Source organism: Mycobacterium sp. E802, assembly GCF_001666875.1.
In the GTDB taxonomy this organism is placed as follows: domain Bacteria; phylum Actinomycetota; class Actinomycetes; order Mycobacteriales; family Mycobacteriaceae; genus Mycobacterium.
Genome location: NZ_LZJD01000037.1, coordinates 1 through 14,816, shown reverse-complemented (window position 1 = coordinate 14,816; position 14,816 = coordinate 1). Strand labels below are relative to the sequence as shown.

General features: G+C 67.0%; 16 protein-coding genes. 8 read left to right on the top strand and 8 right to left on the bottom strand.

Annotated elements, in window-relative coordinates:
- Positions 1-85: 85 nt before the first annotated feature.
- The 4 genes from A5699_RS05535 to A5699_RS05520 all read right to left on the bottom strand — a co-directional run bounded on the left by A5699_RS05535 (position 86) and on the right by A5699_RS05520 (position 4,984).
- The gene (locus A5699_RS05535) at positions 86-1,231 is read right to left on the bottom strand and encodes an LLM class flavin-dependent oxidoreductase (RefSeq protein WP_067766596.1); all 1,146 of its coding nucleotides are present in this window, start codon (positions 1,229-1,231) and stop codon (positions 86-88) included.
- Positions 1,232-1,344: 113 nt separating this feature from the next.
- Positions 1,345-2,319: an o-succinylbenzoate synthase gene (locus A5699_RS05530; protein ID WP_082957592.1), complete on the bottom strand. Its 975-nt coding sequence runs from the start codon at positions 2,317-2,319 to the stop codon at positions 1,345-1,347.
- A gap of 13 nt (positions 2,320-2,332) precedes the next feature.
- The gene (locus tag A5699_RS05525) at positions 2,333-3,304 is read right to left on the bottom strand and encodes an esterase family protein (protein ID WP_067766593.1); all 972 of its coding nucleotides are present in this window, start codon (positions 3,302-3,304) and stop codon (positions 2,333-2,335) included.
- 75 nt (positions 3,305-3,379) lie between these two features.
- Positions 3,380-4,984: an amidohydrolase gene (locus A5699_RS05520; RefSeq protein ID WP_157561102.1), complete on the bottom strand. Its 1,605-nt coding sequence runs from the start codon at positions 4,982-4,984 to the stop codon at positions 3,380-3,382.
- 282 nt (positions 4,985-5,266) lie between these two features.
- Here A5699_RS05520 and fadD8 point away from each other — a divergent pair, with 282 nt between their 5' ends.
- Both fadD8 and A5699_RS05510 read left to right on the top strand, forming a co-directional pair.
- Positions 5,267-6,865, top strand: a complete 1,599-nt coding sequence (fadD8, locus tag A5699_RS05515; protein ID WP_067766588.1) for a fatty-acid--CoA ligase FadD8 — start codon at positions 5,267-5,269, stop codon at positions 6,863-6,865.
- Positions 6,866-6,896: 31 nt separating this feature from the next.
- Positions 6,897-7,346: a nitroreductase family deazaflavin-dependent oxidoreductase gene (locus tag A5699_RS05510; RefSeq protein WP_067766585.1), complete on the top strand. Its 450-nt coding sequence runs from the start codon at positions 6,897-6,899 to the stop codon at positions 7,344-7,346.
- A 7-nt stretch (positions 7,347-7,353) separates the two neighbouring features.
- On the opposite strand, the gene A5699_RS05505 is transcribed toward A5699_RS05510, so the two are convergent.
- Positions 7,354-7,632 carry a hypothetical protein gene (locus tag A5699_RS05505; protein ID WP_067766582.1) on the bottom strand — a complete coding sequence of 93 codons (279 nt, stop codon included), beginning with the start codon at positions 7,630-7,632 and terminating at the stop codon, positions 7,354-7,356.
- Positions 7,633-7,742: 110 nt separating this feature from the next.
- On the opposite strand from A5699_RS05505, the gene A5699_RS05500 reads away from it, so the two are divergent.
- From A5699_RS05500 to A5699_RS05490, 3 genes are all read left to right on the top strand, one after another.
- Positions 7,743-8,660 carry a 1,4-dihydroxy-2-naphthoyl-CoA synthase gene (locus A5699_RS05500; protein WP_067766579.1) on the top strand — a complete coding sequence of 306 codons (918 nt, stop codon included), beginning with the start codon at positions 7,743-7,745 and terminating at the stop codon, positions 8,658-8,660.
- A gap of 69 nt (positions 8,661-8,729) precedes the next feature.
- Complete coding sequence (locus A5699_RS05495) at positions 8,730-9,599, top strand: SDR family oxidoreductase (RefSeq protein WP_067766576.1); 870 nt, start codon at positions 8,730-8,732, stop codon at positions 9,597-9,599.
- Between the two features lie 45 nt (positions 9,600-9,644).
- The gene (locus tag A5699_RS05490; RefSeq protein ID WP_067766573.1) at positions 9,645-10,025 is read left to right on the top strand and encodes a VOC family protein; all 381 of its coding nucleotides are present in this window, start codon (positions 9,645-9,647) and stop codon (positions 10,023-10,025) included.
- Between the two features lie 76 nt (positions 10,026-10,101).
- On the opposite strand, the gene A5699_RS05485 is transcribed toward A5699_RS05490, so the two are convergent.
- Genes A5699_RS05485 through A5699_RS05475 form a run of 3 tightly spaced genes read right to left on the bottom strand, consistent with a single transcriptional unit; the run spans position 10,102 to position 12,006 of the window.
- Positions 10,102-10,410: a DUF3349 domain-containing protein gene (locus tag A5699_RS05485; protein ID WP_067766570.1), complete on the bottom strand. Its 309-nt coding sequence runs from the start codon at positions 10,408-10,410 to the stop codon at positions 10,102-10,104.
- A gap of 11 nt (positions 10,411-10,421) precedes the next feature.
- Positions 10,422-10,706, bottom strand: coding sequence for a hypothetical protein (locus tag A5699_RS05480; RefSeq protein ID WP_067766568.1), 285 nt, complete (start codon positions 10,704-10,706; stop codon positions 10,422-10,424).
- Positions 10,707-10,737: 31 nt separating this feature from the next.
- Positions 10,738-12,006 (bottom strand): inorganic phosphate transporter, encoded by a 1,269-nt coding sequence (locus A5699_RS05475; RefSeq protein WP_067766565.1) that lies wholly within the window; start codon positions 12,004-12,006, stop codon positions 10,738-10,740.
- 266 nt (positions 12,007-12,272) lie between these two features.
- On the opposite strand from A5699_RS05475, the gene A5699_RS05470 reads away from it, so the two are divergent.
- Genes A5699_RS05470 through A5699_RS05460 form a run of 3 tightly spaced genes read left to right on the top strand, consistent with a single transcriptional unit; the run spans position 12,273 to position 14,445 of the window.
- A complete protein-coding gene (locus A5699_RS05470; RefSeq protein WP_067766562.1) occupies positions 12,273-12,650 on the top strand; it encodes a DUF3349 domain-containing protein in 378 nt (125 codons plus the stop codon).
- Positions 12,651-12,691: 41 nt separating this feature from the next.
- On the top strand, positions 12,692-13,810 hold the full coding sequence (gene menE / locus A5699_RS05465) for an o-succinylbenzoate--CoA ligase (RefSeq protein WP_157561099.1): 1,119 nt from the start codon (positions 12,692-12,694) through the stop codon (positions 13,808-13,810).
- 20 nt (positions 13,811-13,830) lie between these two features.
- On the top strand, positions 13,831-14,445 hold the full coding sequence (locus A5699_RS05460; protein ID WP_067766559.1) for a pyridoxamine 5'-phosphate oxidase family protein: 615 nt from the start codon (positions 13,831-13,833) through the stop codon (positions 14,443-14,445).
- The last annotated feature ends 371 nt before the right edge of the window (positions 14,446-14,816 follow it).

Sequence of the window (14,816 nt, the reverse complement as noted above, 5' to 3'; positions counted from 1 at the left end):
TCTCAAAACCTGATATCACCGGCGATACTGCATTCTCCGATCACACACCGAGCACCTTCGCGGTACTGATGTGACAGGTGTGGCGCTACATTTTCTTGATGCCCCGCACGACCCGGCAGAACGGGGGCAGCGTCGCCACACCGCGCCGCAAACTACGCTGGAGCAGGCCGCCATTGGTCAACACCAGATGGCGCACCCCGCAATCGCGCCACTCGGCAACGCGATCCAAGACCTCGTCGGGCGTACCGACCAACCCCATATCGCGCATCAGATCGAGCGTGATGCCCTTGATGTGCGAGAGCGCCGTCTGCTCGTCCCAGTCTTGCGGCAGAATGTCCTGCCCGCCAGAGAAACCCACTCCCAACGGGTGTTGCGCACCCCGCTGGGCGAAGTACTCATCGGACGCGGTCAGACAACCGGCCTTCATCACCTCAGATTCCAGGGCGTCGTCGATTTCGCCACGAGTCCGCGCGGTCACCACCATCAGCAGCAGTGCCGGGGTGATGGCCATGGGATCACGGCCCGCATCGGAGGCGGCCCCACGCACCACGTCCAACCGTTGGGCGTAATCCTGCGGAGAATGAGGGAACGCCGGGAAGAACCCGTCGCCGTACCGGCCGGCAAGCCGCAGCATCCTCGGCCCGTGCGCGGCCACCCAGATGGGCGGGTATTTGCCGCGGTACGGCGGTAGGTCGAAGACCGCGTTGCGTAGCGGGAAGAACGGCGAATCTCGGTTGACGAGTTCACCTTTCGAGTCCCACAGAGCACGGATCGTGGCCATCGCCTCGTCGAAGCGGGCCACCGGCCGCGCCCAGTCCACCCCGTAGGGTTCATTTCCCTCCCGCTCACCCGGGCCGATCCCGAAAATGAACCGCCCCTTGGTCAACAGTTGCATCGTCGCGGCGGCTTGCGCGGTGACCGCGGGATTGCGGCGCCCGGCGTCGGTGACACAGATCCCCAACGGCAGCCGGGCGATTCGGTTTCGCGCCGCGATGCGGCCCAACATCGTCCAGGGCTCCATGCAGGCGTCGACCGACGGAGCCACCCTCGCCGCCGCACAATATTTCGGCTGCCACAGCGCCCGCGGGAAGATTGCATTGAGGTGATCGGGCACCCAGAAGGAGTCCACCCCCAGACCGACACCGGACAGATAACTGGCGCGGGTAAAGGCGTCCGCCGACGGCTTGCTCGCCGTGATGAGATCGAGCAGGCCGACCTGTAAGCCGCCCATGATCAGGGCTTCTCGGGTGTGCGGGACGCGATCGTGGGATCCATGATGCCGACGCGAAATCGAGTCATACCGCAAGTCTCGAACGGTCGGGCGAGCTTACTTAGAGTAGAGGCCTACCCCAGTTTCGCCCCGAGGGTCCCGAGCGCGTAGCACTCCCGCACCCGCTCGATCCACCACTGCCGCCGCTGCGGCGTCGCAGCCAAAGCCGACAGCCGGGCGGGGTCCGGGACGACCGCCTCAACCGGCAAGTGCCCGTCGACGGGTAACGGCATTTCGGCGACGTCCTCGATGAAAAACCCACCGGTGCCGAGGCCGCAGGCATGCCGCAACTCCGGCAACGCGGCGGCGGCCGACAGCCCGCGGGCGATACCGACCGCGGAATCCAACGCGCTGGACACCACGATCGGGATGTCGATCTGCGCGGCGATGTCGAGCATGCGCGAAACCCCGCCCAGCGGAGCGACTTTGAGCACTGCGACGTCGGCGGCGCGGGCCCGCACCACGCGCAGCGGATCGTCGGCCTTGCGGATCGACTCGTCGGCGGCGATCGGGACGTCCACCTGAGCGCGCAGGGTCGCCAACTCGTCGACCGTCGAACAGGGCTGCTCGAGGTACTCCAACGGGCCGTCGGCAGTCAGTGCCGCGGCCGCGGCAACCGCCTGCGGCAGCGTCCAGCCGCCGTTGGCGTCCACCCGCACCACGGGCACCTGTGCACGCACGGCGTTGACCCGCGCGACGTCGTCGGCCAGCGTCTGTCCGGGCTCGGCCACCTTGACCTTGGCCGTCCGTGCACCGGGGAACCGGGCCAACACGTCCGGCACCTGGGCGGCCGGCACCGCGGGCACCGTGGCGTTGATGGGGATGCGATCGCGGAGCACCGGGGGCGCCGGGTGATAGGCCGCCTCGATCCCGGCGGCCAGCCAGGCCGCGGCCTCCGGCGGCTCGTACTCGAGGAACGCGCCGAACTCACCCCACCCGGCCGGGCCGTCGATCAGCGCCACCTCGCGCACCGTGATGCCGCGGAAGCGCACCCGCATCGGGAGGGCGACGACATGCAGGCGGTCCAGGACGTCGTCAAGCGTGGGCACGCTTCAATGATGCCTAAGCGGCACCGAGAACCCGTTGGATGTCCGGCTTCATCGCCTGCAGTTGTGCACCCCAGTAGCCCCAGGTGTGGGTACCGGTCGGCGGGAAGTTGAACACGGCGTTGTTCCCCCCGGCCGCGATGTACTGATCACGGAAGTTCAAATTGCTTTGCAGCGCAGAGCCTTCCAGGAACGTGGCCGGCAGGTCACCGCCGCCCAACTCGCCGGGTGTCCCCGAGCCGCAGTACACCCAGATGCGGGTGTGGTTGGCCACCAGCCGTCCCACCTGAATCGTCGGATCGTTGCGCGCCCACGCCGGATCCCCCGGCGGGCCCCACATGGCGTTGGGGCTGAAGCCGCCGGCATCCCCCATGGCGAGTCCGATCAAACCGGGCCACGGGCCCGCCGACGGATTCAGGAACGCCGACAACGACCCCGCATAGATGAACTGCTGCGGGTGATACGCGGCCAGGATCATCGCGGAGTTACCCGACATGGACAGCCCGACCACGGCGTTGCCGCTGCTCGACACCTTCCGGTTGGCGGCCAGCCACTGGGGAAGCTCGCTGGTCAGGAACGTCTCCCACTTGTACGTCCACACCCCGCCGTTGCCGGCCGCCGGCTGATACCAGTCCGTGTAGAAGCTCGACATTCCACCGACCGGCATGACCACCGACAGGCCGGATTGGTAGAACCACTCGAACGCCGGAGTCTCGATATCCCAGCCGTTGAAGTCGTCGCGGGCGCGCAGACCGTCCAACAGATACACCGCATGGGGACCGCCGCCCTGGAACTGCACCTTGATGTCGCGACCCATCGACGCCGACGGCACCGAGATCGTCTCGACCGGCAGCCCGGCCCTCGACCACGCCTGCGCCTTGGGCGGCGGCCCGAGCAGACCGATCGTCACCGCCACCGCCAGGGCGGTCAGAAGCACTGCCCCGCGACGGTATTCAGATGTTCTCGGCAATGTACGTCCGTGCACCATGGCTGCCCCCACATCTCGCGCACACGTATGGACGCGAAACTACTCCGCTGGGAACGGGAAATATAGAGCCAACCGTCAGCCGACTTTCGGATAAACCTGGCGACCCGCCAGAAAAGTGGCCCGAACCTCCAGGTCAGCAATGCTTTCCGGCGCCGTCGCGCGGGGGTCGTCGGACACGATCACCATGTCGGCATACTTGCCGACCTCCAGGGAGCCGACCACGTCGTCGGCAAACAACTGCCACGCCGCATCGATGGTCTGCGCCCGCAACGCCTGCTCGACGGTGAGCCGCTCCTCCGGCGCCAGCACCCGACCGCTGGGCGCGGCACGCGTGACGGCGACGCTGATGTTGCGCAGCGGCTCCTCCGGGGTGACCGGCGGATCGTTGTGCAGGGAGATGCGCATGCCGGTGGCCACCGCGGAGCCCGCAGGCATCCACCGTTCCCCCCGCTGCGGGCCGAAGAGCCCGTCGACCAGGATGTCGCCCCAGTAGTGGATCTGATCGACGAAGAGGCTGCAGGTGACCCCGAGGGCATGGGCACGCTGCAACTGGGCGGGTGTGATGGCGCCGACGTGTTCCAGCCGCAACCGGTGATCGTTTCGGGGCCAGCGCTGCAGAGCGTCCTGGTAGACGTCGAGGATCGTGTCCACCCCGGCGTCGCCGTGCACGTGACAGGCCATCTGCCAGCCCTGCGGGAAGAACGTGCCGACGATCTCCGAAAGCTGCTCTTTCGTGTAGTTGGCGTGCCCGCACGATCCCGGCCGCACACCGATCGTGCGGGTGGCGTCGGTGTCCAGGTACGGGAAGGTCAGGTCGATGTTGCCGACCCAGGGTGAGCCGTCGACCCAGATCTTGATGCCCACCTGACGCACGGTGTCATCACCGTCGAACGGGCGGGCATCGGTATGCAGTGCGGCGGTGGACATTTCGTACGTGCGCAACCGCACCGTCAACTGATCGCGCAGTTGCGCAAGCAGCGGCCGGAACATCGGATCGAACGCCATCTCCGAGCAGGTGGTCAGGCCGGCCTCGTTGAGCCGGGCGCATTCGGCAGCCAGCATCGCCGGGAAATCCTTGGCGGAGATGGCATCGCCCAACAACGGGAACACCGCCGCGGTCTCCTCCGCGGTGCCGTCCAGCTCACCGTCGGCGGTGCGACCGTACTTTGCGCCTTTGGGGTCCGGGGTGTCCTTGGTGATCCCGGCCCGCCGGGCGGCGGCCGTGTTGAAGTACGCCTTGTGCCCCGAGTTGTGCACGATCACCAGCGGTGTGTCGGCGATGCTGTCGAGCCACGCAAGCGTCGGCTCGGGTAAACCGTTCTGCAACAACGGGTCCCAGCCGTTGAGAAACGCCCCGTCGGCCCCACGGCGCGCCACCTCGGCACGGACCGCGTCGAGCACCTCCTCGGCGGTCGCCAAGGTGACCGGCCGGATGTCGGCGATACGCCCGGACAACGCCACTGCCTCCATCAACGGATGACCATGCGCCTCAATGAAACCCGGCAGGACACAGCCGTCGACCTCACGCACGTCGGTGTGCTCCCCCACCCAGCCGGCCACCTCGGCCCGGGTGCCCAGGGCAACGATGCGGCCACCGGACACCGCCAGGGCATCTGCCGTCGGACGGGCCGGGTCGACGGTGAGGATGGTGCCGTAGAGGACAAGGTCGGCCGACTCGATCGGGCGGGTCATGCTCGGATGCTAGGGGCTGGCGGCGGTGCGCGCGGAACTCCGGTGAAAATCCGTGTCACCGGCGCGCCGGCCGCTGGTCCGGGCACAGGCCCCGGCGGTCCCTAACCCGCCGGGGCCTGGCTCCCGCCCCCAAATGTGGAGATTAAGCGGCTCCACCAGCGACGACGTGAGTAGAGCGCTACCTGCTTTTCGATCACGATCGGCCCGGCGTTACAACCCATACCGGGGATCGGCTCCGCAATTTCTGGAACACGTTCTAGTCTGTAGGTCATGAGTGATGCGCTGCACCATCCCATCCATTCCGGCCACCTCACTGTCGGCGCACTCAAGCGCAACAAGGACAAGCCGGTGCTGTTCCTCGGAGACACCACCCTGACCGGTGGTGAGCTGGCAGAACGCATCAGCCAGTACATCCAGGCCTTCGAGGCGCTCGGCGCTGGAGCCGGCGAAGGCGTCGGCCTGCTGTCGCTGAACCGGCCCGAGGTGCTGATGATCATCGGCGCCGGGCAGACCCAGGGCTACCGGCGTACCGCACTACACCCTCTCGGCTCGCTGGACGACCACGCCTATGTGCTGTCCGACGCCGAAGTGACGACGTTGATCATCGATCCCACTCCGGCGTTCGTGGACCGGGCCCTTGGCCTGCTGGAGAAGGTGCCGACGCTGCGCCAGGTGCTGACGATCGGCCCGGTGCCGTCGGCGTTGGAAGGCGTCGGCGTCGACCTGGTGGCCGAGGCCGCCAAGTACCCGCCCGTGCCGCTGGTCGCCGCCGATCTCGACCCGGACCACATCGGCGGACTCACCTACACCGGTGGCACCACCGGCAAGCCCAAGGGCGTGATGGGCACGGTGCGCTCGATCACCACCATGACCACGATCCAGCTGGCCGAGTGGGAGTGGCCGGAGAACCCGCGCTTCTTGATGTGCACCCCGCTCTCGCACGCCGGTGCGGCGTTTTTTGTGCCGACCATCGTCAAGGGCGGCGAGATGATCGTGCTGCCCAAGTTCGACCCGGCCGAGGTGCTGCGTGTCATCGAGGAGCGGCGCATCACCGCGACCATGCTGGTGCCGTCGATGATCTACGCCCTGATGGATCACCCGGACTCGCACACCCGCGACCTGTCCTCGCTGGAGACCGTCTACTACGGCGCCTCGGCGATGAACCCGGTGCGGCTGGCCGAGGCGCTCAAGCGATTCGGGCCGATCTTCGCGCAGTACTACGGCCAGTCCGAGGCCCCCATGGTGATCTCCTACCTGGGCAAGAAGGACCACGACGAGAAGCGGCTGACGTCCTGCGGGCGGCCCACGCTGTTCGCCCGGACCGCACTGCTGGACCCCGAGGGCAACCCGGTGCCGCGTGGCGAGGTCGGTGAGATCTGCGTCTCCGGTCCCCTGCTGGCCGGCGGGTACTGGAAACTGCCCGACGCCACCGCCGAGACCTTCAAAGACGGCTGGCTGCACACCGGCGACATGGCCCGCGAAGACGAGGACGGCTACTGGTTCATCGTCGACCGGGTCAAGGACATGATCGTCACCGGTGGCTTCAACGTGTTCCCGCGTGAGGTGGAAGATGTTGTGGCCGAACATCCTTCGGTGGCGCAGGTGTGCGTGATCGGCACTCCCGACGAGAAGTGGGGCGAGGCGGTGACCGCGGTGATCGTGCTGCGACCCGACGCCGCATCCGACGACGAGGCCGTGGCTCGCGTCACCGCAGAGATCCAGGCCGCGGTCAAGGAACGCAAGGGCTCGGTGCAATCACCCAAGCAGGTGATCGTGGTGGACTCGGTGCCGGTGACCGCGCTGGGCAAGCCCGACAAGAAGGCCGTCCGGGCCCAGTTCTGGGAGGGCGCTGCCCGCGCGATCGGGTGAACTTGTCCGGCCCCGCGCCTAGTCTGGGGCCATGGCTGACGAGCGCATCCGGCCGCCATGGTGGCTGAAGTACGTCAACAAGGTGATGATCGGGCTGAACAAGCTCGGCGTCGGCGGTGACAAGGGCCCGGTGGTGCTCACAGTGCCGGGCCGCAAGACCGGCAAGCCGCGCTCGACGCCGGTCACCCCGATGACCGTCGACGGCCACCGCTACATCGTCGCCGGCCTGCCCGGAGGTGACTGGGCCGCCAACGCCCGGGCCGCCGGCGAGGCCACGGTGCACCAAGGTCGTCGTGACCAACGGGTGCGCATGGTGGAGATCCCCGCCGAGCAAGCCCGGCCGCTGCTGCGTCAATTCCCGGTGTTGGTCCCCACCGGGGTGGGTTTCATGCGTAACGCCGGGTTGGTGACCGGGCCCCATCCCGACGAGTTCGAAGCCCTCGCCGGGCGGTGTCCGGTGTTCCGGCTGGACCCGGTCTGACCCGGCGTCAGCTCAGGTGCGGGGCCTCCTTGATCTTGGAGTCCTGCTTGCCCGTCGTCTGACAGAAGGTCTGCACCGCCAGCCGGGTACCGGTGATCTCCAGCTGCGCGGCATCCGTGCCCTTCTCGTCCTTGAGCATCTTGGCCACCGCGTCGTTCTGCGTCTGCTCGTCCTGCCCAATGAAGTCCTTGCACTTGGTGTCCCCACCGGTGACCTCGGGTGAGCAACCGACGAGTACCGATCCTGCAACCAACCCCGAGAACAACACACCTGCCAACTTCTTCATCGTGGCCCTCTCTCGTCTGGTGATGCGCCATACGCATCATCGCGCCAGGTTTCGTACCCGGCGGCGGTACCTGTGAAACCTCTGGACAGGCTCGCTCTACAGTCGAGCACGTGAGTGCAGACAACCCGTTCGACCCGACCGTGTGGGAGCCGGTACCCGGCTTCGACGATCTGACCGACATCACCTATCACCGCCATGTCGCCGACGGCGCCAAGCAGCCCACGGTGCGGGTGGCGTTCGACCGGCCCGAGGTACGCAATGCCTTCCGGCCGCACACCGTCGACGAGCTGTACCGCGTGCTCGACCATGCCCGGATGTCACCCGATGTGGGCGTGGTGTTGCTGACCGGCAACGGTCCGTCGGCCAAGGACGGCGGCTGGGCCTTCTGCTCCGGCGGCGATCAGCGCATCCGCGGGCGGTCCGGGTACCAGTACGCGGCCGGGGAAACGGCCGAAACCGTCGATCCGGCGCGGGCCGGCCGGTTGCACATCCTCGAGGTGCAGCGGCTCATCCGGTTCATGCCGAAGGTGGTGATCTGCCTGGTCAACGGCTGGGCCGCCGGCGGTGGGCACAGCCTGCACGTCACCTGTGACCTGACGCTGGCCAGCCGCCAGCACGCCCGGTTCAAGCAGACCGACGCCGACGTCGGCCCCTTCGACGGCGGGTTCGGCAGCGCCTATCTGGCCCGCCAGGCCGGGCAGAAGTTCGCCCGCGAGATCTTCTTCCTCGGCCGGGCCTACGACGCCGAGACCATGCATCAGATGGGCGCGGTCAACGAGGTTGTCGATCACGCCGAGCTGGAATCGGTGGGCCTGCAGTGGGCGGCCGAGATCAACGGCAAGTCCCCGCAAGCCATCCGGATGCTCAAGTTCTCGTTCAACCTGATCGATGACGGCCTGGTCGGCCAACAGGTATTCGCCGGGGAGGCAACGCGTTTGGCGTACATGACCGACGAAGCCGTCGAAGGCCGGGACGCGTTCCTGGAGAAGCGGGATCCGGACTGGACCCCGTTCCCCCGCTACTTCTGAGCGATTTCGGTGCGTTTGGTAACGGTAGGCGTTACCAAACGCACCGAAATCACTCCCTACACTCGGCGGATGAGCAAGAACCCGCTGCGCCGGCTGTCCGATCAGCTGCTGTTGATGAGCATGCGACCGTCTCTGATCGACACGCTTGGCGCCCGCGACGACATCGACATCACCGGCAAGCGCATCCTGCTCACCGGCGCCTCGTCGGGCATCGGTGAGGCCGCGGCCGAGAAGTTCGCCGCCCGCGGGGCGACCGTGATCGCGGTGGCCCGCCGCGCCGAACTGCTCGATGCCTTGGTGGAGCGGATCACCGCCACCGGAGGCACCGCGTGTGCGCACGCGGTCGACCTGTCCGACCTGGACGCCATCGACGAATTGGTCGCCGCGGTGGAACGCGAATTCGGCGGCGTCGACATTTTGATCAACAACGCGGGCCGGTCGATCCGGCGTCCGCTGACCGACTCACTGGACCGCTGGCACGACGTCGAGCGGACCATGACGCTCAACTATTACTCGCCGCTGCGGCTCATCCGCGGTCTGGCCCCGGGCATGCGGGAACGCCGTGACGGCCACATCATCAACGTCGCCACCTGGGGCGTGATGAACGAATCCGCCCCGCTGTTCGCGGTGTACAACGCGTCGAAGGCCGCACTGGCCGCGGTCAGCCGAGTCATCGAAACCGAATGGTCGGCCGTCGGCGTGAAATCCACGACGCTGTACTACCCGCTGGTGAAAACCCCGATGATCGCTCCCACCCGCGCCTACGACGGCCTGCCTGGATTGTCCGCGGCCGAGGCCGCCGACTGGATGCTGACCGCGGCGCGTACCCGCCCGGTGCAGATCGCCCCACGCATGGCGGTGACGGCCAAGGCTCTGAACACCGTGGCCCCGGCACTGGTCGATGCGGTGATGAAACGACAACGCGTCCAGCCGGCCTGACGTGTCCTGCCGTGGCCGGTCCAGACGCGGTGGTAGACAAGGGTCATGGAAATCCTGGCCAGCAGGATGTTGATCCGGCCGGTCGATTACCCGAAGTCGGTCGAGTTCTACCGTGACGGGATCGGTCTGGCCATCGCACGCGAATACGGTGCCGGCACAGTCTTTTACGCCGGGCAGTCACTGATCGAGCTGGCCGGTCATCACAGCCCCACCGAATCCGGTGTATTCCCCGGGGCGTTGTGGTTGCAGGTGCGTGACGTCTATGCCACCCAGGCCGAACTGGAAGGCCGCGGAGTGGCGATCGCCCGGGCTGCCCGCCAGGAGCCGTGGGGTCTACATGAGATGCACGTGACCGATCCCGACGACATCACCTTGATCTTCGTGCAGGTGCCCGAAACCCACCCGTTGCGCCGGGATACGCGTTGACTTGGAACTGACGCTGCACTTGTTCGAGTAGCGGTGTGCGTGGATTCAAAGTCAACAGCCGGGCTCAGGTGGGCCCTCAGCGCACCGGCGTCGCCAGCGGCCAACCCACCGACGCCAACCGGGCCGCGACCTGGTTGACCTCTTCGGGGTTCGGGTCCTTCTCGATGACGCTGCGCACCGCGATGCGGATGGCGTCGTCGGTCACCGGGCTCTCGCCGTTGCTGGATCGCAGGATGTCGTGGGTGGCCTGGACCACCTCGTCTTCAGTCAACGTCCGGGTCAACAGGGCCAGCAGGGCGAAGTGGTCCTTGTGCGGCACCCCCTCGGGATAGCCGGCACGAAGCCAGCCCAGCACGCTGTCCAAAACGCTCGTCGACTCACCCATGGTCAATCAGCTCACTTCCTGGGCAGGAACGGGAACAGGTCAACACCGGTGTGGTGGATGATCGTGGTCCGGGTGATCCAGGCGATGGCAACCAGGATCACCAGCCCGACCAGAACGAACAACGCCATCCCGAGAAACTTGAGCGCCGGGTTGGGCGCCTGCGTGGTGCCGTCGGCATTGGTGCCGCCGTCGCCGTTGGAGAACGCCACCAGCCCGGCGGCGAACACCGCAGGCAGACCGGCTCCGAGGACCAGGCCCACCACCAGAACCTTGAAAATCGCTTCCAGATAAGTCATTTGCGTTCCCTCATGTCTGCGACGTCTGCGATCAGACCGCGGCCTTGTCCGGATTGTGTGTGCCCTTGGCGGTGTCGGGCTTGGCGGCATCGCGCACATCGGCGGGCACCACCGAGTTGGTCGAGTGGTCCCAGTCGGCGTTGACGTTGCTGTGGTCCACCTTCTGCTGCTGGGCCCGCCACCACATGTACGCCGACAGCGCGACCAACAACCCGAAGATCAGGCCGTCACCGGCCAGCGCCGAAGACGTCAGCGACTCGACTCCGTGAGACAACCAGAACGCCAGCGCGCCGACGATCCCAGCGGCCGGCAGCGTGATCAGCCACGCCACCGCCATCCGACCGGCAACCGCCCAGCGCACCTCCGCCCCGGGCTTGCCGACACCGCTGCCCAGGATCGACCCGGTCGCCACGTGGGTGGTCGACAACGCCATGCCGGCGGCGCTCGAGCTCAGGATGATCGCGGCCGACGACGCCTCGGCTGCCAGACCCTGCGGCGACTCGATCTCGACGAGGCCCTTGCCCAGTGTGCGGATCACCCGCCAGCCGCCGATGTAGGTGCCCAGGCCGATGGCCAACGCGCAGGAGGCGATGATCCAGAACGGCAACCCGTTGTTCTTGACGTCACCGCTGAGGTGGCCGGTGGTGATCAGCGCGAGCGCGATCACGCCCATGGTCTTCTGCGCGTCGTTGGTGCCGTGCGACAGCGCAACCAGCGAGGCAGTGGCAATCTGCCCCCAGCGGAAGCCGGCTTCACGACGCTTCTGCGCGACGTTGCGGGTGATGCGATAGACCAGCCAGGTGCCGCAGCCGGCCACCAGGCAGGCGATCACCGGAGCGGCGATCGCGGGGATGAGCACCTTCTGGGTGACGCCGCTCCAGTTCACCCCGGCCAGGCCGATGGCGGCCAGGCCGGCGCCGATCAACCCGCCGAAGAGCGCGTGCGACGAGCTCGACGGGATGCCGAACAACCAGGTGAGCAAGTTCCACAGGATGCCGCCGATCAGGCCGGCGAAGATGATGGTCAGGCCGGTCGAGGCGTCGATCGACGGGATCAGCGCGCCGCTCTTGGAGTCCTGGATCTTGAGCACCGAGCTCGTCACCGTGATGGCGACCTCGACCGACAGGAACGCCCCGACGAGGTTCAGCACCCCGGCCAGCAGCACCGCCGTCTTGGGCTTGAGAGCGCGGGTGGCGATCGAGGTGGCCATGGCATTGCCGGTGTCGTGAAAGCCGTTGGTGAAGTCGAACACCAGTGCCGTTGCGATCAACAGCACCAGGACGATCAGCTCAGCGCTCATGGCCGTAATTCTGTAGGACCGCAGGCGTTTTTGACCAGCCGGAAACACCTTGCTGACCTGGGTTTTCAACTACGCTGTCGATGAGTTCACCCACTGTTCACCCAGGCAACCCACATTGTTCGCCGGGGCGGTTTGCCGTTGCCACTGTGGCCGATAGGTTCACTGCGAGCCAGAGTCGGTCGACGCCATTACCATCGAAGCCGTCTGCCGGCTCAACCCGTGACGACAGGCGGCTGGCTCGGGGTGGACCTTCAGGAGTGGGCTCAGTGAACGCATTTCTCGCCAAGATCGCGGCGTGGCTGAACGCCGGGTACCCGGAGGGGGTGCCCGGACCTGACCGGGTGCCGCTGTTGGCCCTGCTGACCCGCCGGCTGACCAACGACGAAGTCAAAGCCGTCGCACGGGATCTCATCGATCGCGGTGATTTCGATCACATCGACATTGGCGTGCTCATCACCCAGGTCACCGACGAACTCCCCCGCGCCGAAGACGTCGAACGGGTGCGGGAGCGGCTCGCGCTCAAGGGCTGGCCGTTGGATGATCCGCGCGACGCCGAGGACGCCGACGATTCTGTCGATTCCGACGATTCGCGAGACGCCGATCACAACGGGGACGGCACGAATGAGACAGGGAGTCAGGCATAACCGTCTTACGTGCGGTCTCCGTCGGCCCCGCGCCGGACGTCTTGTCGGCGGCGCTCGATGAGGTTCTGAACGAGCGCGGGCCGGCCATCCTGCCGGTCCCGGCCGACGACCCGCGCCAGAGCGCTTTGCTCACAAGCGCTTTGCGCGTCGGCGACGCTATAGACGACGACATCGCGGTGGTGATCTCCACCTCGGGTACCACCGGTGAGCCCAAAGGCGCCCAACTGACCGCGGCGGCGTTGCGGGCCGGCGCCGAATCCACCCACCGGCGGTTGGGCGGCACCGGACGATGGCTGTTGGCCCTGCCCGCTCATCACATCGCCGGGTTGCAGGTCCTGGTGCGCAGCGCGCTGGCCGGCACCACGCCCGTCGCCCTCCCGGCAACCTTCGAACCGAGCGACTTGCCTTCGGCGGTGGCGGCTTTGGGCAGCGGTCGGCGGTACGCCTCGCTGGTGGCCGTGCAGTTGGACAAGGCCTTGCGTGACGCGGACGCCGCGGCGGCGTTGGCCGATCTCGATGCCGTTCTGATCGGTGGCGGGCCGATGCCCGCCGGTGTGGCCGAGCGTGCACTGGCCGCCGGCGTGCATGTCGTGCGCACCTACGGCATGAGCGAGACAGCGGGTGGCTGCGTGTACGACGGGGTGCCGCTCGACGGCGTGAAGGTGCGTCTCACCGGAGCCGCCGCGACGTCAGGCACGGCTTCGCGCATCGTGTTGGGCGGGGCCACCGTGGCCAGGGGCTACCGCAACCCGATCACCCCGGACCCCTTCGTCGAGCCTGGCTGGTTCCGCACCGACGATCTTGGCGCCGTGGATGATTCAGGCGTGTTGCGGGTGCTGGGCCGGGTGGACGACGCGGTCAGCACGGGCGGGCTGACGGTGTTGCCGCAACTGGTCGAATCGGCGTTGGCCGACCATCCGGCAATCGCCGAGTGCGCGGTGTTCGGTGTCCCCGATGCGCGACTGGGCCAGCGGGTGGTGGCCGCGCTGGTGTTGGCCCCGGGCGCGACGGCACCGGATGTGACCGAACTTCGCGCACATGTCACGCAGACCCTGGACGCCACTGCCGCACCGCGAGAAGTGCACATCGTCGACGCGCTGCCCCGCCGCGGCATCGGCAAGCTCGACCGGCGGGCACTGGCCGCCCGGTATACCGACTGAGTCACAGGCATGATGGAGCCATGCGCCGAGAAGTGACGTCGATGGATCAACTGCGCGAGATCGTCGGAGTGCCCACCGCGGCCGTCGCCAACAAGGTCACCGATCGACTGTCCCCCGCCCAGCAGGGCTGGCTCCAGGCGGCGTCGTTGGGCTTTGTGGCCACCACCGACGCGCACGGACGGGTCGACGTCTCCCCGAAAGGAGATCCGCCGGGCTTCGTCCAGATCCTGGACGACACCACGATCGCCATCCCGGAGCGGCCGGGCAACCGGCGGGTCGACGGCTACCTGAACGTGCTGCAACGCCCGCAGGTGGGCACGGTGTTCGTCATCCCCGGCCGCGGCGACACCCTGCGGATCAACGGCACCGCCCGAATCCTTTCCGATGCCGACTATTTCGACGCCATGGCCGTCGATGGCAAGCGACCGATCCTGGCCCTGGAGATCGACATCCAAGAAGTGTTCTTCCACTGCCCGAAGGCATTTCTGCGCTCGGAAGCCTGGAAGCCGGAAACGTGGAATCCTACCGCGGTGCCCTCGGTGGCACAGATGGCAAAGGCGTTCAAACCCGACCAGAGCCAAGCCGAACTCGACGCGTACTACAGCGAGGAAAACCTGCGCACACTGCTGTACTGAGGTCAGGGTGGCCGGTGCGGATTCCCGCGCGAGCTGCCCTCTGCGCTGGAGTCACGGATTCCTGGCGGGTGTCCGATGTGCCCGCCTATGAGCGACAATTCAGCGACAATCGCCGCGTGGGCACCATGGGCACCGTTTGTCACACGGTCATTCAGCACTTTTGCCACTCAAATACCAAAAGCCCCATACGACACGGATTTTGGGCTGTCCAGCTATCAGCGACAGAGTCGCTGGCATGCGGGCACTGGGCAGATGATGCCCATGGGGTAGGGGATACGTGAGTGGCATAATCGTTGAGCGACAATGGGTTTGCTGAGGCCTGTGTTGTGCTATGTGGCGATTGTCGCTGAATTGTCGCTCATAGGCGGGCA